Below are 23089 nucleotides of genomic sequence, written 5' to 3'. Positions count from 1 at the left end.
ACCCCGAATCCCGAGACGACCGTCATAACCCCACGCGATTCCGGTCATCCTTGACTTTCACTAGACACAGTGTAAAGCTAGTGGACAGGTAATCGAGATCACATGCGCGGGCGTCGAACTACGCCCGACAGGCTGACATCACGCTCCCCCTGCGCACTGCATCCTTCGTTTACCAACGCCTGCACCGAGTTCGGCGAGGAATCAATCCAGAGGTCGCGGTGCATGATCCTTCCCAGCGCGTGACGCCAAGAAAAGCGTGACGCTGACGAAAGGTTGTGCCAATGACGGATACAACGACATCCACCACCAAGACCGTCAATACGGTCCTTGGCCCCATCCCTTCCCACGAGTTGGGCATGGTCGCGATCCACGAGGCCCTGCTTTCAGTGGTCCCCGGGGCACAGTTCGCCCCGGACATCACCATGGACCGGGCTGAGATCTTCGAGATCCTCGCCCAGAAGCTGATCGACTTCCGCGCAAACGGCGGGCAGACCATAGTCGACAGCACCGGAATGTTCCACGGCCGCGACGTGAAACTCTACGAGGCGCTCTCCCGCACCACCGGCGTGCACATCGTGGCCTCCACCGGCATGGGCCCCGAAGAAATGCTCGGCGGCTACTTCCTCACCCCGCAGACCAACCCGCCGACCCCGTGGCCGGCCGAGAAGTTCGCAGACCTCTTCACCCAGGAAGTCACCGATGGCATGGTCGTCCCGCGCCTTGAGCGCCGCGGCGCCGCCGGGCTCGTGACCACCACCGCAGCCCGCGAGGGCATGACACCGACCGAGGAAAGCCTCTTCCGAGGCGCCGCCCGCACCGCACTGAACACCGGCGTCCCTGTGTCCATCCGCTACGGCGCCGACGCCTTGGCCGACCTAGACATCGTGCTGGACGAAAATCTTCCGGCCGACCGGGTGCTCGTGGCTTCCCTGGACCGCAAGGAAGCCAAAGGAGCCGCCCTCGAGGTGGCCCGCCGCGGCGCCTACGTCGGGCTGGACCACGTGGGCACGGAAGACGACGCCGCCTACCTGGACGACGCCGAACGCGCCGCCCTGGTCCAGGAGCTCGTTGCAGCCGGCTTCGCTGACCGGATCCTACTCTCCAGCAACGCGATCGGCGTGGCCAAGGGCCAGCCGGACACCACCGTGCCCTTCGGCCACGTCCTGTCCACGTTCATGCCCCGCCTGAAGTCGCAGGGCCTTTCCGAGGCGGACGCAGCGCGCATCCTCGTCGAGAACCCGCGTGAGTTGCTCTCGCTGCGCTAAGCGTCCGAGCAGCCAAAGAACCCAAGAAACTTTCCAACTCCAAAAGGTGAGCGTGTTGTCAAAGGTAAACACAGTGCTGGGCACCATCCCGGCCGAAGAACTGGGCCTCGTGGCCATCCACGAACACATCGGCTACGGCATGCCCGGGTCCGAGCTGGACTCCAAGTGGTGGAAGACCCCGGAGCAGCGCTACGAAGAAACCGTGCCGAAGCTTCGCAAGTTCCACGAATACGGCGGCGGGACCTTCGTGGACGCCACGGGCATCTGCAACGGCCGCGACATCGACTACTACAAGTCGCTCTCTGCCAAGACAGGCGTGAACATCATCGCCTGCACCGGCTTCGTCGGCGGCGACACCGCACTTCCACACTTCGCCCGCGCCTCCGTCGAGTACCTGGCCGAGGTCTTCATCCACGAAATCACCGTCGGAATCGGAGCCACCGGTTCCAAGGCCGGTGTCATCAAGGTCGGAGTTTCCCGCGGCGGCAAGATGACCGAACTGGACAAGCGCATCTACCGCGCGGCGGCCCGCGCCGCCGTCGCCACCGGAGCGCCGATCCTCACCCATCTGGCCATCGATGTGCAGCCGGCCATGGACATCTTCACCGAGGAGGGGCTCCCCCTTGACCGGGTGCTCTTCGGCCACGCCGACGACGGATTCAACGCCGACAACACCCCGGACCTGTACATCGCCGAGCAGGGCGGCCGGGTCGGGTTCGACACCTTTGGCTACGAGACCGAGCTGGAAGACCCCCCGTTCTGGGCCCGTCCCCGCCAGGACCGCCTCGACCACTTCATGCGCTTCCTCAACGCGGGAAACATCGACAAGGTGCTCGCCGGTGTCGATGCCAACTGCTCGCCCTTGGGCTGGCCGGGCGTCAAGGGCCACACCGTGAACTACATGTTCGAGGACCTGATCCCGGACCTGCGCAACGAGGGCCTGGGCGAAGCCGAGATCAACAAGATCTTCGTCGAGAACCCGGCCGAATTCCTCACCCTCCGGCCCTGATTTCCGGGCTTTACACAACACCCCTCGTATTTCACGGGATTCCCCTCCCGACCCACGAAAGAGAATCCACCATGCAGATTTCAGACATCAAAAACCTCCGAATCGCCATCATCGGCGGCGGTTACGGCGGCGCCTCGCTGGCCAAGGCCCTGCAGAACATCGGCGCCGAAAACGTCCACGTCTATGAGCAGGCAGCGGCCATCGCCCAGGTCGGAGCTGGCATCGGGCTGCGCCCGCCGTCGGTCGAGCTGTTCCGCAAGTGGGGCATCTACGATGCGATCGCCGCGGTGAGCTCACCCAGCGACCACCTCGAGATCCTCAGCGCGGACGGCAAACACGTCCTCGCACAGGAGGAATGGCCCTTCATGAACGCCTACGAGCAGGTCAACCACAACCACATCATCCACCGCGGCGACTTCATCGATGCCCTGCTCGGTGTGCTCCCCGAGGGCATGGTGCACATTGGCCACAAGCTGGAGACCATCGTTGACAATGGCGAGACCGCAACGCTAACCTTCGCCAACGGCGAGGTTGTCGAGGCCGACCTCGTCATCGGCGCCGACGGCATCCGCTCGACGGTGCGCTACCAACTGTTCTCGCAGAAGGAACCTGTATTCTCCGGCGAACATGCCTACCGCATCGTCATCCCTATCGAGGATGCCCACGGGCTGGTGACGGATGACAACCCGCGCTTCTACATGGGCGAGAACGGCACGATCGCCTACAACCTGCCGCTGCGCCACCGCGACGAACTCTCCTACGACATCACCGCCCCGTCCGAGGACGGCTCGTGGGCACCGGAGATCTCCACCGAGTACCTGGTGAAGATCCTCGAGGGCTTCGACGAGCGCATCGTCCAGGTCGCCAAGGAACTTGACCTGGATCAGGTGACCAGCCGTTCGGTGTTCGACATCGATCCCGTCGACTCGTGGCACACCGACTCCGTCGCGCTGCTCGGCGATGCCGCCCACGCGATGCTCCACCACCAGGGCCAGGGCGCCAACTCGGCGATCATGGATGCCGACGGCCTAGCCGAGGCATTGCTGCAGGGCGAGAGCGTGAAGGACGCGCTCGCGATCTACCAGGCCACCCGCAAACCGCTCACGGACGAGCTCCAGCGCGTCTCGCGCCTCGGCTGGCACGCCGACGCCGTGGAATCCGCCTTCCCGGCCAACCAGTAAGGCAGGAACCCCACCATGGCAATCCATCCCGAAATCGCCAAAATCCTGGCAACCATCCCCGAACCCGACGGTTCGCCGCTTGATCCCGCCGCGATGCGCGCCGGCGAGTCCGCACACGTGGCCCCGGTCGAGGCGCGCCTGCCGCTTCACCTCGTCGAGGACCTCGCGCTGGCTACCGCAAGCGGCGAGGTCCCGGTGCGCGTCTACACGCCCACCGAGGTGGAAACCCACGACGTGCTCGTGTACTTCCACGGCGGCGCGTTCTTCCTGGGCAGCCTCGAGACCCACGACCACGTGGCCAGGAACCTGGCCAAGGAAACCGGCCACAAGGTCATCTCGGTTGGCTACCGACTGGCGCCCGAGGCAGTCTTCCCCGCCGGCCTGGACGACTGCTACGCGGTGCTGCGCTGGGTTGCGGAGAACCCTGCGGCGACCGGCTGGAACGGCAAGAACCTGGCGATCGCGGGCGACAGCTCCGGCGGCACCTTCGTTGCCGCGGTCGCGGCCAGGGCCCACGATGACGGATTCGACGCGCTCACGCACCAGATCCTCTTCTACCCGTCGCTGGACCTGGACTTCGAAGTCGAGCGCTACGCATCGATGACGGAGAACGCGACCGGCTACGGGTTGGAGACGGCGGGCCTTTTGCCCTTCAACTCCTTCTACTTGGACAGCGGAGCGGACCCGGCGGACCCACGGGTCTCCCCCATCAAGCGCGAGGACCTGGCCGGCCTTGCGCCGGCGCTGGTCATCACCGCCGAGTTCGACCCCCTGCGGGACGAGGGCGAACTCTACGCCCGACGCCTCGAAGAGGCAGGCGTGCCCGTCGCCCTCAGCCGCTATGCGGGGGCCAACCACGGCTTCGTCCAGAACTTCTCCTGGATCCCGGAATTCCACCGGGTCTTCCAGGAAACCGGTGCTTTCCTGAACCGCAGCCGAAGGAGTGCACGTTGACGCAGGAAGTGAAGATCCATCCGCTGGTGTCGCCGTGGGGGCGCTTCGGCCTCTACAGCTTCTTCATCGACGCGCCGGAACCGGCCATCGTCGACACCGGGATCGCCTCCTCGCCCGCCGAGGGCATGGCCCCCGCGCTGGAGAAGCTGGGCCGCCGCATCGAGGACGTCCGGTGGATCCTGCTGACCCACGGACACATCGACCACGTCGGTGGCGCGCGCGCCCTCTGGGAGCTCACCGGCCGCAAGGCCAAGGTGGTCATCCACGAGGCCGACGCACCAATGCTGCGCTCGCGACGCGCCCACGTGGACGAGTACCTGGCCGGTCGAGCGCAGTACCTGAACGACCCGGAGGGCGAGGCGAAGGTGGCCGCCGCCGGCAACGCGGTCATCGCCGGCGAGATGGAACCGACGCTGCTGGTGCGCGGCGGCGAAACCCTCAGCCTCGGAGTCGATGTCACGGTGTCCGTTCACTCGGTACCGGGCCACACCCGTGGGTCGGTCGCCTATGTCCTCGACGGGCAGAACGATGTGTTCGTCGGCGACGCCGTTCAGGTCCACGGCGCGGCCAACGGCTTCCCCGGATTCGTGGACCCCGCCGCGTACCGCGCAAGCCTCCGGTTCCTGCGCGATGAGGTCCGTCCGCGGCACCTCTACCTGGGGCACCCCTACCGCCGCACGGACGGCACGCCGTACGGCGTCGAGCTTGACGCGGAGCAGGCCCGGGCAGCCCTGCAGGAGAGCCTGGAGATCGAGGCCCGCGTTGGCGACGCCGCCTGCGCCTGCTTGGAGGCGGGGCTGCGGGACACGGACTCGCCGTACTCGCCCTTCGCGCAGGTCGCCCAGGAACTTGGCTATGCCGGCGATCCCACGCTCGAGCCTTCCCCGTTCTTCACCACGCTGCACGGCCACCGCACGCAGTTCACCCAGAAGTCCTAGCAAGGAGCTTTCGCAATCATGACCAAATACCAGACCGTCCAGGCGGGCGTGGAGACGATCGCCATCCGCAAGGACCTGCGGGTCCCGATGCGCGACGGCGTCGAGCTCGCCGCCGACGCCTACCAGGGACTCGAGGACAAGCCGCGCCCGGCGCTTGTCGCACTGAGCCCCTATGGCAAGGAACTTCAGGCCCTGGCCCTGACGACCCCGCCTCAGCGCCGCCCCTCCCCCATGTGGGACGGCTGCATCGAGGCCGGCGACATCGCCCGCATCGTGGCCGAGGACTACGTCCACGTCATCGGCGACCTGCGCGGCTCCGGCGACTCCGAGGGCGAACACATCGGCAACTACAACGCCGGCGGCGTCTCGCTGGGCCAGGACGCCTACGACTTCATCGAATGGGTGGCGGCCCAACCCTGGTGCGACGGCAACGTCGGCATGGTCGGCATCTCCTACTTCGGCTCCATGCAGGTGCTCGCAGCGGCCGAGCGCCCGCCAAGCCTGAAGGCGATCTTCGTCTCCGGCGGCCACTACGACTTCTACGAGACCACCTACCACGGCGGAGTCATGTGGTTCATGCCGCGCGCCGCGCGCGAGGGCCGCGGCGGGGACTCCGGCTGGGCCTTCACCGACGGTGTCAAGTCGCGCATGGTCGAGAAGCACTCCAAGGAGGAGCTGAAGAAACTGGTCGCCACGCGCCTCGAGGATCCGGACGTCGCCGCCTGGCCGAACCTGGTCCACGTGCTGAACTACCCCAAGAACCACGAGGCCTGGTTCGACATCGTGATGAACGAGCTCGACGGCGACTGGTACGAGGAACGCAACCCGATCAACCTGGCGAAGAACATCGACATCCCCGTTTACCTGCAGCTGGACCAGGGCCGCGGCTGGACGCTGGACGGCACCATCGAGCTCTTCGAAACGCTCAAGGGCCCCAAGAAGCTGGACATCGGCCCCTACCCGCCCATGCAGTCCCGGCCCTTCATCGAGGAACACGACAAGATGTTCCGCTGGTACGACTACTGGATCAAGGGCATCGACAACGGCGTGATGGACGAGCCGGCCGTGAGCGTCTTCGTCGAGGGCTCCCGCGACACCGTCACCGCCGACGCCTGGCCGCCGAAGGAGATCGAGTACACGAACCTCTACCTGCGCCCGCGCCACAAGCTGTCCACCGAGCCGGAAACCATGGGCGTCCAATACGCCGCCCCGGACGGCTTCTACCAGGCCCCGCTGACCGTGACCGACAAGGTCGAGATCATCAGGTGGGAAACCCCGGCCTTCGAGGAAGCGACGGAGATGATCGGCACCGGAGCGGCGCACATCTTTGCCGAGATCGACGCCATGGACACCAACTTCATCATGCGCCTGTGGGACTACGCCCCCAACGGCAAGCGCCAGCTGATCACCACCGGCTACCTCAAGGCATCGCACCGCGAACTCGACGAACGCACCACCGAGGGCAACCCGTTCCACCCGCACACCCGTTCGGTGCCGGTGGAGCCGGGGAAGATCGAGGAGTACGTGCTGCGCCTCTACCCGTTCGCCAACACGTTCGCCCCGGGCCACAAGCTGGTCGTTGAACTCTCCAACGGCGAGCCGATGGCCGACGAGCACAACGCACTGCTGCCACCCGACGCCTTCCACCTGCCGGTGGGCCGGCCGGTCACCCACAAGATCTACCGAGACGCCGTCCACCAGTCCCGGCTGGTGCTGCCGTTCACCACGAGCAAGGCGAAAGATAGCCAGGAAAACTAGGCAAGCGGACGCACCGTACGACTGCGGCCGTGGCACCTTCGTGAAACTCACGCGAAGGTGCCACGGCCGCTTTGCGCTTAATATGCGGGCCCGCCTAGATCCCCGGATGAGCGACCAATGAGCGCTTGGAGCGTCCGAACCGGAAGCCGTCGCTTGCCGCCTTGGCCTCGATGTCGCAGGTGGCTCCGCGTCCGGGCCGGCGACGGGGTTGAAGCAGCACAGGTTGTGCGTGGTGGAGCCGGAGCCGGAGTCGACGACCATGGTGCCGCGCTCGCGCAGCGGGGGGCAGCGTCTGCCCGAGTTCGGCCAGGCCCTGGGGGCAAGCGTGGGCACCGACATTTGAACCAACGGGGCATCTGCAGTACCGGGACATCCGCGTCGGGGAAACATCTCCTTGAGCGGGATGTACGCACCGTGATCCAGCCCGCGGGCTTCGTCGCACTCCACGGGGTGGCCGTGCGTGCCGGTCAGCCGCGCAACCTCGTCCGACAACAAAAGGCAGGGCGCCGTCGACGACGACACCCTGCCCCTGAAGTGATGGATCAGGCGGAGACGGACGCTCCGCGAGATTCATCCAGCTCATGCTCCGCGGTTCCCTTGAGGCCAAAGTAGCTCAGCGCCGCGGCCACCAGGGCCGCGATCGCCACCACCAAGTAGGCCTGCGTGAACCCGCCACCCAGGGCCACCAACGCGTACTCGCTCGCAGCCGCCCCGGGGACACCGGCAGGCAGGCTGTTCAACGCGATTGGGCCACCCGCCTGAGCGATTCCCAGCGCGGGCCCAAGCTCTTCCGGCGACAGGTTGGAGGTTTGCAGCGAGACCACCAGGCGGCTTCCGGCCGCGCTGAAGGCCACGGCCCCGACCAGCACCGGGCCCAGGACAAAGCCGAGGTCGCGCAACAGGTTGGTGGTGGCCGACGCCATGCCCGTCATGGCACGCGGCACCGAGTTCACGGCGATCGCCGTCATCGGGCTGAGCGTGAAGGCGAAGCCCAGGCCCACCAGCAGGCACGGCAGGATGAATGCGGTGACGTCGCGGTCCAGCACGTTGAAGCCCGAGGCGATCAATGCGCCGGCTCCCATGGCGGCGAAGCCCAGGGTCATCAGCCAGCGGGAACCGATGCGTGCCTGCAACCGGGAAATCACCGGGATCAGCACGAAGGCAGGTCCCTGCAGCAGCAGGAAGAGCAGGCCCAGGTACATCGGGTTCTGGTGCTGCACCGGACCGAGCCACATGCTGGTGGTGAAGCAGGCCCCCAGGAACGCAAACATGCCGACGACGGCGACGATCGAGGAGACGGTGAACTGGCGGATGCGGAAGAGGCGCAGGTCCAGCAGCGGGTCGGCGACCTTCAGTTCAATGGCAACGAACACGGCCAGCAACACCACTCCAATGACCAGGGAGGCGAGCACGTAGCCGGTCGACCATCCAGCCTCCGGGCCCTGGATCAGGCTGAACAGCACCAGGATCAGGCCCAAGGCAAACGTGACCTGGCCCCACATATCCATGGAGCGGACGTGCGGGGAGACCGCCTCGCGGGCCAACAGCGCCGTGAGCACCAGCGCAACCAGGGACACCACCGCGACCACGACGTAGGCACCACGCCATGACCCGAGCCCCGCAAACACGCCGCCAAGCAGCGGCGAGAATGCCGAGCCGGCGGAAAGGAATCCGGCCCAGATCGCGATGCCACGCACGCGCTCGGACATGTTTCGGGACACTGCCGCGACCAGCGCCAGCGAGGCGGGGAAGATTGCCCCGGCACCCAGCCCGTTGATGGCCGACCCCACCCACATCAGCTGCACCGTCGGCGCGAGAGCGCACACCACCGAGCCGACGGCAACGAACGCGGAGCCGCCGAGGACCAGCTTGCGGTGCCCGTACCTATCCCCGAGAACACCGAAGGTCAGCTCGAAGACGACAACGAGGACCATGAAAGACGCCGTGATCCAGGTCAGCTGCGACCCCACGGTGCCGAACGTCTTCTGGAACTCGCCGTTCAGCGCACCGGGCAGGGCGTTGGCGATCTGCGCGACCATCACGGTCAGCGAGGCGGCTGCCAACGTGCCGCGGATCCCGCGCTTGAATGCGGCCTCCTGCGCCCGGGGCGGCGAATAGGACTGGCTGTCGGACGGGAAGCTGACTTCCGGATCGTGACTCATGGGTGACTCCTTGGTTTGCGGTGTGGTGAAGCCTTGGCCGATCGGTGCGAACTGGTTACCGGAGGGTGGTTGCGTGTTGCGGAAGGGGCCCGGGCACAAATCGGCTCGACGGTAGGCGGAACAGATGAAAGGTCGCGGATTTCTCGAGAGACCCCGAACTAAACGCGTTCCAAATCATGTGATTTCGCTAACAGCATGCCATCTCGCAAGACAGCGTGTCAATCGACTTTAGTGGCTGTCGTCACAAGGGGTTTGAATCCTGCCTCATTCACTCGGGAGCCCGGCAAACTCGAGGCGTGGTCCCGGCGCGATCCGGCGGATCCTCCGGAGGGCAACAAAAAAACGCCCGGCCAATGGCCGGGCGGAAAATGAGATGTGGGTGCGGGCCATCGACCCGCCCTGCTATCCCTCGCAGAGCAGGTGGTACCAGGAGTCGGTCATAGTCTCCAAGGCGATTTCGCGGTCCACGAACCAGCCATGGCGCATCCAACGGACAGAAAAGAATTCCAGCTCGCCGAAGGCAATCGTGCAGCGGACGCGGCGGCTGCCTTCATCGAAGCGGCCGGCCAAGTCCAGTCCGGCCTTCATGTTTCCGATGGCGTCGTCGAACCACGAGTCGATGGAGTCCTGGATGTCCGGCTCGACCGCCGCGGCCTGGTGGGAAACGGTGATGTGGTCCTTGATGTCGGGCCACTGGTCGAACTTGCGCCCCAGCCAGGTCTTCAAGACGGCGCGGTCGCCCGAGGCCACGACCTCGGTCAGTGTCGGGTTGTCGATGCCCACGAGCATCTCGTTGGTGCGTTCCACCAGCGCGCGGACCAGCTCGGCCTTCGAGGAGAAGTGCAGGTAGAAGGTCGCACGGGTTGCGCCGACCCGCGTGGCGATGTCGTCGATGGTGGTGGCGGAGTATCCCTGTTCGGCAAATGCCGCCAACCCCTCCTCCAGCAACCGCTGGCGAGTCATCATTTTCTGCGCTTCCCTCAATGTGGCCATGGTCTTCAGCCTAGACGAATCCTGCCCCGGGTCTAAGTTTGGACGCGGCCCAGGCAAGTGCGCGGCATGGCAAAGACTGCGCCCAAACGGTCGTTGGGAAGGATGCTCAGCTCGTCACACCGCCGACATCTTCGCGTGCGCCGCGTGGGGCACCCGCATGATTCCCTCGAAGAAGGCCCTCATTTCCCCGGTGGCGTCCAGCGGCAATACATGCGCCACGTATTGGTCGGGGCGGACCACGACCAACGCACCCTGCAGGCGGTCGATGCCGCGCAGGGCGAAGATGTCTTCGCCCGATCCCGGATCCACGGTGAACATCTTCTCGTAGTCGACGAGCCCGAACCTGCCCTTGCGCGGCAGCAACACCGGGGGCATTCCCTCGACCGAGAGTTCCCGGTGGCCCTGCTGGAAGACCGCGCGGACGTCGAACACTGCATCCGGGTCGGCACCCTCGGGGGTGAACCGCCGCAGCGGGGAGCCCTCCGACTCGGCAAGGAACTCGCAGAACCGACGCAGCCTCGAATCGCCGCCACGTGGGTCGGCGGCATCGGCAAAGGCATAAAGGCGCCAACGCCCGTCGGCCTGGGCAACGTGGCCGAGACCCATCGGCTTGGCGTCGGCCAGCCTGATGACGGGGGCGGAGTGGAATCGTTCGCCGATCGGGAACCCCGAGGCCAGATGCTCGTGGGTGTCCTCGCCCGTGATCATCGACGGTTCGTAGTCCGTGGCGAAGCCTGCGGTGAAGCGGCCCGCCTCGACAAATTGGCGTTCGACCTCGGCGGGATCCTGGCCAGTGTCCTCCGGGTTGTTCGGATCCTTCGGCTTGGACCCCATGGCCTTGGACCAGCGGGTGTCGAAGTCGATGAGTTCCTGGGCCACCACTTGGCGCTCGGCGCCGTAGGTGTCCAGGAGCGCTGCCGGACTGCGGCCCTCGAGCACCGCGGCGAGTTTCCAGCCCAGGTTGAAGCCGTCCTGCATGGAGACGTTCATGCCCTGCCCGGCCTTGGCGCTGTGCGTGTGGCAGGCATCCCCGGCAATGAAGACCCGCGGGCTGCGGGTGCCGCGTGCAGTGGGTTCCACGTCGTCGAAGCGTTCGGCGATGCGCTGCCCCACCTCGTACACCGACCACCAGGCCACGTCCTTGACCTCCAGCACATAGGGATGCAGGACCTTCTGCGCCGCGGCAATGATGGCGTCAAGGCCCAGCTTTGCCCTGGCGCCGCGGTCGGCCGGGTCCAGCTGGCCCATGTCCACATAGAAACGGACCATGTAGCCGCCCTCGCGCGGGATCAACAGGATGTTGCCGCCGGCCGCGGAAATGGCGGCCTTCAGCCGGATATCGGGGAAGTCGGTGACGGCCAAGACGTCCATGACGCCCCAGGCGTGGTTGCGTGCATCGCCGAGCATCTTCACGCCCATGGACCGGCGCACCGCGCTGCGCGCGCCGTCCGCGCCCACCACGTACTTGGCCCGGATCTCCAGCTCGCCGCCCTCGGCGCCGGTGCGCCGCAGCGTCGCCCGGACCGGGTACTCCCCCGCTGGCTCGACTTCGAGGCCGACGGCTTCAAGCCCGTAGTCGGGTGCGAGCCGGCTGGGCGAGGTGCGCATGTGCTCAAGCAGGAAGTCCTGCATGCGTGCCTGGTTGACGATCACGTGCGGGTATTCGGACAGCCCGTCGGCGACATCCTGGACCCGGCCGCTGCGGGCGATGCCGTTGCGGTCCCCCGCATCCGGGCGCCAGAACACTGTTTCGTTGACCCAGTAGGCCTCGCGCAGCAGGCGGTCGGCGAGGCCGAACGCGTTGAACATTTCCACGGTTCGGCAGGCGACACCGTCCGCGCGGCCCACCTCCAGGGCGGCCTCGCGGCTTTCGACGATCCTGGTCGTGATGCCGGGGAACTCGGCGAGCTGCGCGGCAAGGACGAGTCCGGCCGGGCCGGTGCCGACGATCAGCACGTCGACCGCCTCGGGGAGTTCAGGTTCGTGCGTTTCGGTGCGTCCGGGGGCGGCGGGGCGCGGGGCCGGATCGCCGGGTGAGTAGCCATCGAGGTAAAACTGCATGGTGCTCCTTGGAGTTCGTCGAGGGGAAGACTGGCCTTCAACACACCCTAGGGACGATCGCCGCTCCATCCCCAGAAGATTCTGCACAGCAGAACAGAATGGCGCCTACTCCGGAGCGTCCGCGTTGAGGTCGCGGCGGATCGCCTCGCAGGCGGCAACCAGGTCGGCGATGACCCGTGGCTGCTGGAGCTCCGCTGCCCGGCTGATGGGCGCGCTCAGCGAGACGGCCAGGGACCTCCCGCCGGCGAGCGGACCCAGCGCCGCGCCGATGGCGGCCAGGTCGGGTTCGGTCCGTGCCAGGTTCAGCGCATATCCCCTGGCGCGAACCTGCGCCAGTTCCTCCTGCAGGGCGTTCAGCTCCTCAGCCGAAAGCCGGTTTCCGGTCTTGCGGGACGCCGACCCCGAATACAGTTGCGCGACGGTGGCCTCCGGCAACGCTGCCAGTGCAGCCTTGCCCCCGGAAGAAGTATGGGCGGGCAGGACGCTGCCAGCACGGTTGCCGATGCGCAGCAATTGCGGGCCCTCGGCACTGTGCAGAAAGCGCGCGGTGCTGCCCACTCGCTCCACCAGGTTCACCGTTTCGCGCGCGGCGGCGGCAAGTGCCTCAAGATGCGGCCGGGCGATGGCAATGAGCTTTCGGGTGACATCCTGCGTTGCATCGGCGGCCATGTTGGGACCGGAGCAATAGCGGCGCTGTTCGTCCTGCAGGGCAAAGCCGCGGTAGACCAGGGTGGCCATGAGCCGGTGCGCGGTGGATGGCGCCACGTCCAGCGCCTGGGCGGCCTCGGCAATGCGGACCCATTCCCTTTCCTGAAGCAGCATGAGCAGTTGCAACGCCTTGTCCACCGATTCGATCGCGTACTGCGGTTTCTTCACGATTGCCATTTTGTTCTGCACAACAGAATTCTATGTCGGAAGAATTGGCAACTCTCCATGACGACCCGCCAAGGCTGCTCTTCGCGTGGACAGGCACCTTGCTGGGCCGAAACCGCGCTTGGCCAAGGACCGGACTGAGGATGCGGAGCATGGCAAACGCGTTGCTGCCGATGCCCCCACGCCGGGCGGATCGGACGGTTCCCTACGTCCGGAGCTAACCCGTTCCCTGTACCCGGCCTACGCAACCCGAATCACGCGGAACACGGGCATCGTTTGGGGTAGGGCATGCCTCTCCGAACCCGGGAGAGACCGGAACAGTGCTCCACACATCCCGGGATCGGGAAACTTGTTGTCTGGTTCGACGGCCGTGATTCGAGGTTCCAAAGAACTCATCGCGCCTCAGAGCACAACGCCGCGGGGCGTTCAAGCTACGGCCCACGCCGATGCAGGACGCTGTTGCAATGGCCGGTTCAGGCGACTCAATGGTGCGGCCCGATTGGCATGTGCATGCACACGCAGTTCAGGCACATGCAGTGTAGCGGCGTCCCCGACGAAGCGGTCCGGACGAGTGCCCAAGCCACCGGAGTTGGGCACCCGATTGGCAACTCACAGGGCGTTGACCACCTCGGGCGTGGTCATGAACCTGCGGTTGGAGAACACGGCCGCAGCCGGCAACAGATGCGTTCAACAGTCGTCAATCCCGGGCGACCCACAGCCTCATAGTTGGCCGCTGCACCACAAAGGTGAAACACGGGTGTCACCTTTGTGGTGCACGGTCGACGGATTCGGCCGGATGACCTTTCCGCTTCCCCCAAGACCAAGCTTCCCGCCAGGATCGTACACGCTCGAGCCAGGCCATCGCCTGGTCATGAAACTTGAAGGCAACATTGCCGTGCGTACTGAATGCCCCGATCGCTACGCGCAGATGAACCTCCTGAGTGCCGCGCCATCGCCTCAAATGATCGCGCCAAGATTCCTTAATAAGGAATCCCCGTGCATTACTTTCTTCTAGTCCCGCGTCACATCGCCGAATCTCGTCAAAAATGTTGGCTAAATTCTGCCAGTATAAGGACAATCCACAATTCCTTATCGAGGAATCTGCGCGCAATTTGTGGAAGTCACTCGAGCATCTGGATAGGGTCGCAGTCGTCGGTCGGCATCCCGTCCGGTTTTTTCCCTCGACACCCCAGGAAGTTCCCCATGGATACTCTCGCGGAAATCCGCAGCTCGCCCATGTGCCGATTCCAGGTCATGGCAGTCGCCATCGCACTGGCCCTTATCCTCATCGACGGATTCGATGTGGCCTCCATGGCGTACGCCGCCCCGGCGCTCTCCCGAGAGTGGGGCATCACCCCGGTCGCTTTGGGGTTCCTGCTCAGCGCCAGCCTGTTTGGGATGGCCGCCGGGTCCATCTTCCTGACCCCGCTGGCCGACAGGATCGGTCGCCGTCGCCTCACCTTGATCGCGCTTCTCATCATCAGCGTTGGCATGGTCGCATCCGTCTTCAGCGCCGATGCGAACCAACTGCTTGCCTTCCGGATCCTGACCGGGCTTGGAGTCGGCGGCATGATGGCCAACCTGAACGTGCTGGTCTCGGAGTACTCCTCCAACAAGCGCCGCGGCTCAATCATGGGCATCTACACCGCCGGCTACCCGATCGGCGCCACCATCGGCGGCCTGGTTGCCGGTCCGTTCATCCCGCACTTCGGTTGGCAATCCATCTTCGCCATTGGAGCGGGCCTGTCCGTCCTCATGCTTGCCATCTCCTGGCTCTGGCTTCCCGAATCATTGGACTACCTGCTGACCCGCCAGCCTGCGGGCGCCCTTGAACGTGCCAACGCCATCCTTTCCAAGGTCGGCCGCCCGGCACTGGATGAGCTTCCCCGCGTCGAAGCCGGATCAAGTGGGGAATCAGCCATCCACGAGGTCCTGACCAGCCCGATCCGATTCCGCACCTTCATGTTGTGGGCCGGCTACGGCCTGCTGGTGGCTGCCTACTACTTCGCCAACACCTGGACGCCGAAGATCATTGCAGCCACATCGGGTGACGATTCGGTCGGCGTGACCACCGGGACCATTGCCAACGCCGGCGGCATCCTCGGATGTTTCGTCTTCAGCGCCCTGGCCGTGCGCTTCCGCAGCCGTCCGCTGTTGGTCATCGCCCTCTTCGGTTCGGCCGCAGCCTACATCGTCTTCTCCATGCTCTTCACCCAAATCTGGCTCGCCATGGTGCTTGCCCTCTTCCTGGGCATGCTGACCAATGCCGGCATTGCAGGCTTCTTCTCGGTTTCCCCCGATATCTACAGCGCCCGGGCCAGGGCAACCGGAGTCGGTTGGATGATCGGGCTCGGGCGACTGGTTTCGATCGTTGCCCCGATCGTGGTCGGCTACCTGCTGGCCGGCGACTGGAATCCGGAGAGCATCTTCGCTCTCTTTGCGCTCCCGCTGGCCGCATCCACCTTGTGCGTCGTGGCCCTGGGCCGTTCGCTCGGACGCCAGAAGCAATCGGCCGCGGAACCCGCAGCCGTCGCCGTTTCCTGAGCCTTCATTTCCCTGTTCCACCCAGCCATCCAAGCAACCGGTTCCGGCGAGCGCCGTCACCGGCAAGGACAACACACCATCATGAGCACTATCAACGTCGCGGACCTCATCGCGATCGACATGCACGTACACATCGAATCCGACGATCACGGCCATACCGACATGCCGGGCGACTTCCGCGCCGCCGCCCAGACGTACTTCGGCGCGGCCCACGGCCCCCTGGGGATCGAAGCGGTGGCCACGCATTACCGCGAGCGCAACATGGCGGCCGTCGTCTTCACCGTTGACCACGAGGCCACGACCGGCCACCCTCCGATCTCCAATCGCTATATCGCCGAACAGGCCACCAAGCACGGCGACGTGCTGATCCCCTTCGCCAGCCTCGACCCGGCCCGCGGCAAGGCGGCTGTCGCGGAAGCCCGCATCCTCGTCGAGGACTACGGGATCAAGGGATTCAAGTTCCACCCGAACCTGCAGTCCTATTTCCCCAACGACCATGCGGCTTATCCGCTCTACGAGGAAATCCAGGCTCTGGGCGTGCCCGCCCTCTTCCACACGGGCCAAAGCGGCATCGGCGCGGGGATGCCCGGATCCGGTGGGATCCGGCTGAAGTACTCCAACCCCCTGGCCCTCGACGACGTGGCGGTGGACTTCCCCGAGCTGCGCATCATCATGGCCCATCCCTCGTTCCCCTGGCAGGACGAGGCCCTCGCCGTGGCCGTGCGGCACAACCACGTGTACATCGACCTATCCGGCTGGTCGCCCAAGTACTTCCCGGCCACTCTGGTCCAGTACGCCAACACCATGCTCCAGGACAAGGTCCTCTTCGGCTCCGATTTCCCATTGCTACCCCCGGACCGCTGGATGGCCGACTTCGACAAGCTAGAAATCCGCGAGGCCCCGCGCCAAAAGATCCTCAAGGACAACGCCGTCAGGCTGCTCGGGCTCGATTCCGGAACCACCGCATCCTAGGCACGGCCAGCCCTCCACCGGGCACCTGGACGACACGAACCACCAGCGAAGGAAGAACGATGAAGAACACCGAACCGGGCAGCCAGCTGCGACCCGCACCCTCCCGCAACACCTGGTCCCGGAGCCAAATGGGCCGGTTCCTGGAAAGGATCGAGGCCAGGACAGGCCGGCACTTCGGGGACTACGAGGAAGCCTGGGCCTGGTCGGTGGAGAACCTCGAGGATTTTTGGGCCGAGGTCTGGGACCACTTCGAGATCATCACCCACGCACCCTACTCCTCCGTGCTCGCTGAACGCACCATGCCCGGGGCCACGTGGTTCGACGGTGCCCGGATCAACTACACCGAGCACATTCTGCGCAGCCTCGCACGCCGCCCGGACGCGACCATGGTCAAGTCCCGCAGCCAGACCAACGGAAGCTTCGACTGGACCGGGGCACGGCTCACCGAAGAGGTCGAACGCATCCAGCAGGGACTGCTCCGCCACGGAATCAAAGCCGGAGACCGCGTCGCCGGATACCTGCCCAACATCCCGCAAACGCTCGCCAGCTACCTTGCGGTGACCGGACTCGGTGCCATCTGGTGCTGCGTTCCGCCGGAAATGGGCGTCAAGGGGGTGCTGGGGCGCATCGGCCAGCTGGAACCACGTCTGCTGATCTCCATCGACGGATACCGCTGGGGCGACAAGCCGATTGCCAAGCTCGATGATCTGGCCGCCATCCGTTCCGGACTGCCCGGCATGGACACGGTGCTGCTGCCCTACCTCGACACCGACATCGAGGTTGATTCCGCGGCACCCGGCGCGGAGTCCTATGCCGATTTCACGGCGGAACGCGCCGAGGTAACGTGCCTGCCGGTTCCCTTCGAGCATCCACTGACGGTGCTGTTTTCCTCCGGCACCACCGGCACGCCCAAGGCCATCGTCCACTCCCACGGCGGGCTGCTGCTGGAGCACCACAAGGCCATGGGCCTGCACTTCGACCTCTCCGAGGCGGACACCGCATACTGGTTCTCCACCACCGGATGGATGGTGTGGACACTGGGCGTCTCCTCGCTGCTGGTGGGCGCCACTGTGGTCTTGCAGGACGGGGACCCCAACTGGCCCTCGCTGGATGGCCCCTGGTCCCAGTGGGCGGTCATGGCCGAGACGGAGGCGACGTACATGGGCACCGGGTCCGCCTACATGGCCGCCTGCGCCCACGCGGGGGTGCAGCCCGGCAAGATCTGGGACCTGTCACGCCTGCGCGAGATCCAGTGTTCCGGTTCCCCGCTTGCCGCGGACGTGGCCGGGTGGGTCTATGACGCGATCGCCCCGGAAATCATGCTGGCACCAACCTCCGGCGGCACCGACATTTGCGCGGCGTTCCTGGGTGGCAGCCCGCTGAGCGCGGTCCACGCCGGGGAAATGGCCTGCCGCCCGCTGGGTGTAGCCGTGGATGCCTGGGACCGTGAAGGGAACCCGCTGCACGGGGAACCGGGCGAGCTGGTAGCCACCCTCCCCATGCCCTCGATGCCCGCGTTCTTCTGGAACGACCCCGAATCCGAGCGCTACCGATCCAGCTACTTCAATGCCTTCGAGGGCGTGTGGCGGCACGGGGACTGGCTGGTGCGCACGGAACGGGACACCTGGGTCATCACCGGGCGCTCGGACGCCACGCTGAACCGCGGCGGCGTGCGTCTGGGCACTGCCGAGTTCTATGCGATGCTCGAGGGTCACCCGGGCGTCAACGACGCGCTGGTGATGCATTTCGAGCAGGGCGGTGCCATGGGCCAACTGGTCCTGCTGGTGGAGGCCGGCCAGGACGCCGACACCGCGGCGCTGGAGCGCTCGATCCGCACCGCATTGCGCACCCAGCTTTCCCCCCGGCACGTCCCGGACCACGTGTTGTTCGTACGCAGCATCCCGCGCACGCGCACCGGCAAGCGCCTGGAAATTCCGCTTAAGCGGCTGGTCCAGGGTGGTTCCGCAGGGGTCATCGACACCGGCGTGCTGGTGAACCCGCAGGACCTGGACGAGACAGTGCAAAGCGTCAGCAGGATCCTGGCCCGCGGCTGAAGACAGGCATTTCGCCGGGCGGCACCGCCGGGCGGCGCAATGCCCTTGGCTGCAGGGGCTCAGCGGTACAGCTGCTCCGTGACCGTAGCCGCGGCCCGCTGCAGCGCCTCGACGTTGGCGCCGACGGCCGAGCGGTCGAAGCGGACGCTGGGAGTCGCGATGGTGAGCGCCGCGACCGGCAGTCCGTGGGGGTCGTTGATGCTGACGCCCAGTCCCATGACCCCCTGTTCCGTCTCCTCGATGCTGGCCCCGAACCCGTCCCGGCGGACCTTCGTCATGTGCCTCTTGAGCAGGGCCGGCGTGGTGATCCTGCTGGTGGGCCAGTGCGGCAGGCCCGAACGGTACAGGGCTTCGAGCTGGGTGTTGGTCATCCTCGCCAACATGGCCTTGCCGCCCGCGGAGGCGAACGCCGGCATCAGGTTCCCCACGAGCATTCCGACGCGCAGGGTACGGTTCGATTCGACACCGTCGACGAACTGGATGTGGCCGCCGTGCATGACCATGAGCTGGACGGTCTCCCCGGCGGCGGAATGCAGCTGGTGCAGGGCTACCTGCGCGGTCTGGCGAATCTCTTGCGTAGAAAGCGGACGGGCGCTTCGTCCCGAGAATTCGGGCCCCTGCCTATAGGTTCGGTCGTGGCCCTGGGCGGCAAAGCCCCTGTAGGCCAGGGAGTTCAACAGGCGGTGCGCCGTCGAGGGCGCCACACGCAACAACTCGGCCGCTGCCTTGACCGAGAGCGGGCCACGGTCGCGCATCGCCATCAGCAACACCAGTGCGCGGTCCACGGACTCAACGGGTGAGGTCTTGTTCTCCATGCTGAAATCCTGCCACACCGCGATTCGCCCCGGTTACTCGCCGCCGATCCGTGACCGGCGCCCGGGCGTCGTTGTCCCGCAACGGCCTGCCGGGGCCCCGCGGTCCGGACCGCTGCCGCTTGCCGCCACATACAGGGTACAACGTACAGCCTGGTCTCTACGGGTTCAGTGGGACCAGTTCGCCGTCGGCAATCCGCCGGTAGGAGAGCCCTTGTTCGCTGGCCACCCGGGTCAGGTGCGCGTCCATCATGGCCAGGCCACGGGCGTTGAGCAGCCCGTCATGGATCGGGTAGTTTTGCGCGGCGCCCACCGCTGCCAGGAAATCGATGGTCTCCCCGATCTTCGCCCACGGCGCATGGGCGGGAATGAGCAGGATTTCCACGTTGATGCCCTCCGGCACGTGGTAGCTGTCCCCCGGGTGGTAGAGCCGCCCGTCGATGAAGTACCCGATGTTGGCAACCCTCGGGAGGGCCGCATGGATCAGCGCGTGCTCACCGCCGTGGGCGGAGACCTCCATGCCGGCAACGCTGAAGCTATCCCCGGCGGCCACCGCGTGGATGCGCGCCTGCGCGTCGGGCACGCCGGCGGCGACTGCCGCCTCCAGGACCCGCGCCGCCACCGGCGCCGGCGCGTGGAGGCTCAGCCCGATCCGGGTTTTCAGCGTCTCCACTACGGGGTCCAGGTCAAGGTGGTCGGCGTGCTCGTGGGTCACCAGCACCGCCTCGACCCCCTCCAGCGCATCGGCCACCGAACTGAAGTTGCCCGGGTCGATCGCCAGGGCCCTTCCCCCGGATTGGACGCGTACACATGCGTGCGAGAACTTTTGCAGATCCATGCTGAACACCCTAGGTGCGGGATCCGCGTTCGCGCCAGAGCGGGGCCCGCAACCTGTTGCATCGGTATCGAATCGGCGTATTCTCGCGTAAAGGGGCTTTTGGCTAAGGGGGTTCAGAATGTCCCAGCAGGAAATTCACAATCCAACCTCGGACGCCCTGCGGTCGGCGCCCGGCAATCCCTCGGATTCCGCAGACAACGGGTCCACAGCGCCGGAAGAAGAACCCGCACCTCTGGACCTCGTCGCATACAGTCTGGGCTCGACGACCATGAAAATCGTCCCTGCGCCTGCGAAACGGGAATGGATGACTGCGACGGACCAGCGGTTTGCCAACCGATGCCTGCCACTGCTGATCGCCAACCAGAATGGCTGGCTGGTTCTGAACAATGCGGGGTTCACGGCGGAGTGGTCGGGCAACGACGGATTGAACAGCGTCTCCGTCAACTATGACTCCGGGAACTGGCCGCTGGCCGGCAGCTATTTCGGCTACGGCATTCTAACGTGGAGCATACCGTTCGTGTTCAGGACTCCGCCGGGCTACAACATGCTCGTCCGCGGTCCGGCAAACAGCCCCAAAAACGCCATCTCACCGCTGGAGGGGATCGTGGAATCCGACTGGGCGTCCTCAACGTTCACCATGAACTGGAAGTTCACTGCTCCCTTCACCACGGTCCGGTTCGAAGTCGGCGAACCCGTGTGCATGATCGTTCCCCAGCGCCGTGAGGAGCTGGAGACTTTTCAGCCAAGAATCCGCACGATGGATTCAGATCCGGAACTCCGGGACCGGCATAACGCATGGGCCCAATCCCGGAAGGACTTCCTGGACCGGCATTCGGATGGATGGCAGAAGGACTACTTCCAAGGCAAGCACGCAACCGGCGAATCCTCGGAGCAGACTCATCAGACACGCCTTCACCTATCCGAATTCGAAGTGGATCTCGAATAGTTCACCGAGCCGGCAACCGAAACCACATACGGGCGTCTTCACCGGCTCGTCGGTGGTTTTCGGTTGCGTGGCCCCATTCGACTCACGAAGCGACTAATCAGGAGGAAAATCATGGTGTTTCGTGCGAACAAGTTGAGGATCCAGATCCCCTGCGGGGGCTCGGGATCAGTCATGGCATGCGATGCAGGGTGCAGCGATTCGCCCCAGTCGGCAGTATGCCCCCCGCCTCCGCCACCTCCCCCGCCCCCGCCACCGCCCTGCGGCGTACCGAGCCATTTCCAGGGCCCCTGGGGCGACTTCTGGTCTCCCGTGGTCAACCCCGTGGACTGGGCCGCCAACCAGGAAACCCTCGTTGTCAACGCCGAGGATCTTCCGTTGCTCAGGCAGCATCTGGAGCTGAAGCTGAAAATGGCCGAGGCCACCGGGGCGGCTGCGAACGTAGTGATGCGCAAGGTCCAGGAGAGCCTGGCGGACGTGGCAACAGTGGAGAAGATTCTCGCGGAACGGACGGATGATTGATCGAACAGCCCGTGACCGGCACCTCGAAGATCACCGCCATTGACATCCTCGGGGCGACGTACCGAACCAACCCCGGATATTCCATCGTGCCGGCTGAACGCAATTCAGCCGGCACCGATGTCAATACGGGAATGGATGACGGAAGCGACTCGTACGGAGCACTCGAGCCCCGACCTGGTTCCGGGTTGGAACCACGAAGTATTTCAACCGATACCGCCCTTCTCGTCCTGACGCTTCAGACTCCCGGACCGATTCCGGGTTATGCGGTCCGCAACGCGGAAAGCAATATCGTGAAGGCAATCCAGCGACTGGTGCTCGACGGTGTCTTGCAGGTCCTGCACGGTGGGGAGTTTGTGTCGGGCCCCCTCGCCGCGCCGCTCTTCACGGCCCCCGGACAGCCTGCCGGGCAATCCGGCGTCAGGGACCTGTCCGTGGCGGCATTGCGATACGGACAGGAACTCCTGTGGCTCAACGAACGAGATCTCACCCTGCGCCTCTACTTCTATGGGCGACAGGCCCTCGCGCCTGACCTCGACCGGGAGTTCGGCGATCCGGATGTCTTGGAGCAGGATCTGGGTCTCACCTCAAACGGGTCCTTGCAACGAGTTCTGGGAAGCCAATGGTTTCGGTTGCCCGGCGTGGAGGGGGTGCACGAGCATTGGTGGCAGTGGGGCAGACGCCCCTCCTCAAGCGCAAGACCGCCGGCTGGCGGCCCGACCTACAAGCTATATGTCAGCCCATCCGTCAGCGAGATCCACAACGCACTGGGGGAAGTGGCGGCCGCGATGGCAACGGCCCGAGGTGCCACCGGGTTCAAGGTGGGCGCCGGGCTGGAAGGAATCTGCAGGCCGGACAAGATCGTCGTCTATTTTCCCCAGTTGGACGACCTGCGCCGATTTGGCTGGCTCCTTTCCGAGCGGCTCGGTGGCTGCGCCGCCCATGGGGTCCCGTTCACAGCGGAGGTTTCGGCCGACAGGCTGCTCTCCTGGGGCGTCGATCCTCCGGTGACCGGGCACGGCGACGGAAGCCGGAGGACAAGCTGGCGGATGTGGGTGGCCGGCCGGCTCGCCGAACACCTCAAACAGGCGTCCGATGCACAATTGCCCGGCCAACAGCCATGGCAATACGCCCTTGCCCGGCTGGGAGTCGGCGGCATCGACACGGAGACGTGGATTCCGGTCGACATGGCCTGGCCCGAACTGTAACCGGA

18 protein-coding genes are annotated in these 23089 nt (G+C 65.6%); 12 read left to right on the top strand and 6 right to left on the bottom strand.

From position 1 onward, the window contains the following. Positions 1-281 precede the first annotated feature (281 nt). The 6 genes from ACFY5D_RS16990 (at position 282) to ACFY5D_RS16965 (ending at position 7105) form a co-directional block, all read left to right on the top strand. Positions 282-1265 (top strand): phosphotriesterase, encoded by a 984-nt coding sequence (locus ACFY5D_RS16990; protein WP_387532475.1) that lies wholly within the window; start codon positions 282-284, stop codon positions 1263-1265. A gap of 52 nt (positions 1266-1317) precedes the next feature. Beyond that, positions 1318-2274 carry a phosphotriesterase gene (locus ACFY5D_RS16985; protein ID WP_387532898.1) on the top strand — a complete coding sequence of 319 codons (957 nt, stop codon included), beginning with the start codon at positions 1318-1320 and terminating at the stop codon, positions 2272-2274. 71 nt (positions 2275-2345) lie between these two features. Beyond that, complete coding sequence (locus ACFY5D_RS16980; RefSeq protein ID WP_387532472.1) at positions 2346-3455, top strand: FAD-dependent oxidoreductase; 1110 nt, start codon at positions 2346-2348, stop codon at positions 3453-3455. Positions 3456-3470: 15 nt separating this feature from the next. Further along, positions 3471-4409 (top strand): alpha/beta hydrolase, encoded by a 939-nt coding sequence (locus ACFY5D_RS16975; protein WP_387532469.1) that lies wholly within the window; start codon positions 3471-3473, stop codon positions 4407-4409. Then, positions 4406-5347, top strand: coding sequence for an MBL fold metallo-hydrolase (locus ACFY5D_RS16970; protein WP_387532466.1), 942 nt, complete (start codon positions 4406-4408; stop codon positions 5345-5347). Before ACFY5D_RS16975 ends, ACFY5D_RS16970 begins: the two co-directional genes overlap by 4 nt. A gap of 18 nt (positions 5348-5365) precedes the next feature. Beyond that, entirely contained in the window at positions 5366-7105 is a 1740-nt protein-coding gene (locus ACFY5D_RS16965; protein WP_387532463.1) for a CocE/NonD family hydrolase, read from the top strand. Between the two features lie 542 nt (positions 7106-7647). Here the strand turns inward: ACFY5D_RS16965 and ACFY5D_RS16960 are convergent. The 4 genes from ACFY5D_RS16960 to ACFY5D_RS16945 all read right to left on the bottom strand — a co-directional run bounded on the left by ACFY5D_RS16960 (position 7648) and on the right by ACFY5D_RS16945 (position 13218). Further along, the gene (locus tag ACFY5D_RS16960; RefSeq protein WP_387532460.1) at positions 7648-9267 is read right to left on the bottom strand and encodes an MFS transporter; all 1620 of its coding nucleotides are present in this window, start codon (positions 9265-9267) and stop codon (positions 7648-7650) included. Positions 9268-9669: 402 nt separating this feature from the next. Further along, positions 9670-10260 carry a TetR/AcrR family transcriptional regulator gene (locus tag ACFY5D_RS16955; protein WP_387532457.1) on the bottom strand — a complete coding sequence of 197 codons (591 nt, stop codon included), beginning with the start codon at positions 10258-10260 and terminating at the stop codon, positions 9670-9672. A gap of 114 nt (positions 10261-10374) precedes the next feature. Further along, positions 10375-12321, bottom strand: a complete 1947-nt coding sequence (locus tag ACFY5D_RS16950) for an FAD-binding monooxygenase (RefSeq protein WP_387532454.1) — start codon at positions 12319-12321, stop codon at positions 10375-10377. Between the two features lie 105 nt (positions 12322-12426). Further along, positions 12427-13218 carry an IclR family transcriptional regulator gene (locus ACFY5D_RS16945; protein WP_387532451.1) on the bottom strand — a complete coding sequence of 264 codons (792 nt, stop codon included), beginning with the start codon at positions 13216-13218 and terminating at the stop codon, positions 12427-12429. 1179 nt (positions 13219-14397) lie between these two features. Here ACFY5D_RS16945 and ACFY5D_RS16940 point away from each other — a divergent pair. The 3 genes from ACFY5D_RS16940 (at position 14398) to ACFY5D_RS16930 (ending at position 18764) form a co-directional block, all read left to right on the top strand. Then, positions 14398-15738: an MFS transporter gene (locus ACFY5D_RS16940; protein ID WP_387532448.1), complete on the top strand. Its 1341-nt coding sequence runs from the start codon at positions 14398-14400 to the stop codon at positions 15736-15738. Positions 15739-15819: 81 nt separating this feature from the next. Then, positions 15820-16710: an amidohydrolase family protein gene (locus ACFY5D_RS16935; protein WP_387532445.1), complete on the top strand. Its 891-nt coding sequence runs from the start codon at positions 15820-15822 to the stop codon at positions 16708-16710. 59 nt (positions 16711-16769) lie between these two features. Continuing rightward, on the top strand, positions 16770-18764 hold the full coding sequence (locus tag ACFY5D_RS16930) for an acetoacetate--CoA ligase (RefSeq protein ID WP_387532443.1): 1995 nt from the start codon (positions 16770-16772) through the stop codon (positions 18762-18764). A gap of 59 nt (positions 18765-18823) precedes the next feature. Here ACFY5D_RS16930 and ACFY5D_RS16925 read toward each other — a convergent pair whose 3' ends face one another. Both ACFY5D_RS16925 and ACFY5D_RS16920 read right to left on the bottom strand, forming a co-directional pair. After that, positions 18824-19579 carry an IclR family transcriptional regulator gene (locus ACFY5D_RS16925; protein ID WP_387532440.1) on the bottom strand — a complete coding sequence of 252 codons (756 nt, stop codon included), beginning with the start codon at positions 19577-19579 and terminating at the stop codon, positions 18824-18826. Between the two features lie 157 nt (positions 19580-19736). Beyond that, positions 19737-20414 (bottom strand): MBL fold metallo-hydrolase, encoded by a 678-nt coding sequence (locus ACFY5D_RS16920; RefSeq protein WP_387532438.1) that lies wholly within the window; start codon positions 20412-20414, stop codon positions 19737-19739. Between the two features lie 118 nt (positions 20415-20532). On the opposite strand from ACFY5D_RS16920, the gene ACFY5D_RS16915 reads away from it, so the two are divergent. The 3 genes from ACFY5D_RS16915 to ACFY5D_RS16905 all read left to right on the top strand — a co-directional run bounded on the left by ACFY5D_RS16915 (position 20533) and on the right by ACFY5D_RS16905 (position 23084). After that, a complete protein-coding gene (locus ACFY5D_RS16915; protein WP_387532435.1) occupies positions 20533-21360 on the top strand; it encodes a DUF6065 family protein in 828 nt (275 codons plus the stop codon). A 309-nt stretch (positions 21361-21669) separates the two neighbouring features. Next, complete coding sequence (locus tag ACFY5D_RS16910; protein ID WP_387532432.1) at positions 21670-21879, top strand: hypothetical protein; 210 nt, start codon at positions 21670-21672, stop codon at positions 21877-21879. Continuing rightward, entirely contained in the window at positions 21876-23084 is a 1209-nt protein-coding gene (locus tag ACFY5D_RS16905; protein WP_387532430.1) for a hypothetical protein, read from the top strand. Before ACFY5D_RS16910 ends, ACFY5D_RS16905 begins: the two co-directional genes overlap by 4 nt. Positions 23085-23089 lie beyond the last annotated feature (5 nt).

The sequence above is a fragment of the Paeniglutamicibacter sp. NPDC012692 genome (genome assembly GCF_042901625.1).
Taxonomy (GTDB): domain Bacteria; phylum Actinomycetota; class Actinomycetes; order Actinomycetales; family Micrococcaceae; genus Paeniglutamicibacter.
The sequence above is the reverse complement of the archived record's forward strand: the minus strand, read 5'-3'. Positions and strand labels throughout refer to the sequence as shown.

Coding starts and splice junctions, on each gene's coding strand:
- ACFY5D_RS16990 (WP_387532475.1), top strand. CDS start 282: ATGACGGATACAACGACATCCACCACCAAGACCGTCAATACGGTCCTT.
- ACFY5D_RS16980 (WP_387532472.1), top strand. CDS start 2,346: ATGCAGATTTCAGACATCAAAAACCTCCGAATCGCCATCATCGGCGGC.
- ACFY5D_RS16975 (WP_387532469.1), top strand. CDS start 3,471: ATGGCAATCCATCCCGAAATCGCCAAAATCCTGGCAACCATCCCCGAA.
- ACFY5D_RS16965 (WP_387532463.1), top strand. CDS start 5,366: ATGACCAAATACCAGACCGTCCAGGCGGGCGTGGAGACGATCGCCATC.
- ACFY5D_RS16960 (WP_387532460.1), bottom strand. CDS start 9,267: ATGAGTCACGATCCGGAAGTCAGCTTCCCGTCCGACAGCCAGTCCTAT.
- ACFY5D_RS16955 (WP_387532457.1), bottom strand. CDS start 10,260: ATGGCCACATTGAGGGAAGCGCAGAAAATGATGACTCGCCAGCGGTTG.
- ACFY5D_RS16950 (WP_387532454.1), bottom strand. CDS start 12,321: ATGCAGTTTTACCTCGATGGCTACTCACCCGGCGATCCGGCCCCGCGC.
- ACFY5D_RS16940 (WP_387532448.1), top strand. CDS start 14,398: ATGGATACTCTCGCGGAAATCCGCAGCTCGCCCATGTGCCGATTCCAG.
- ACFY5D_RS16935 (WP_387532445.1), top strand. CDS start 15,820: ATGAGCACTATCAACGTCGCGGACCTCATCGCGATCGACATGCACGTA.
- ACFY5D_RS16930 (WP_387532443.1), top strand. CDS start 16,770: ATGAAGAACACCGAACCGGGCAGCCAGCTGCGACCCGCACCCTCCCGC.
- ACFY5D_RS16925 (WP_387532440.1), bottom strand. CDS start 19,579: ATGGAGAACAAGACCTCACCCGTTGAGTCCGTGGACCGCGCACTGGTG.
- ACFY5D_RS16920 (WP_387532438.1), bottom strand. CDS start 20,414: ATGGATCTGCAAAAGTTCTCGCACGCATGTGTACGCGTCCAATCCGGG.
- ACFY5D_RS16915 (WP_387532435.1), top strand. CDS start 20,533: ATGTCCCAGCAGGAAATTCACAATCCAACCTCGGACGCCCTGCGGTCG.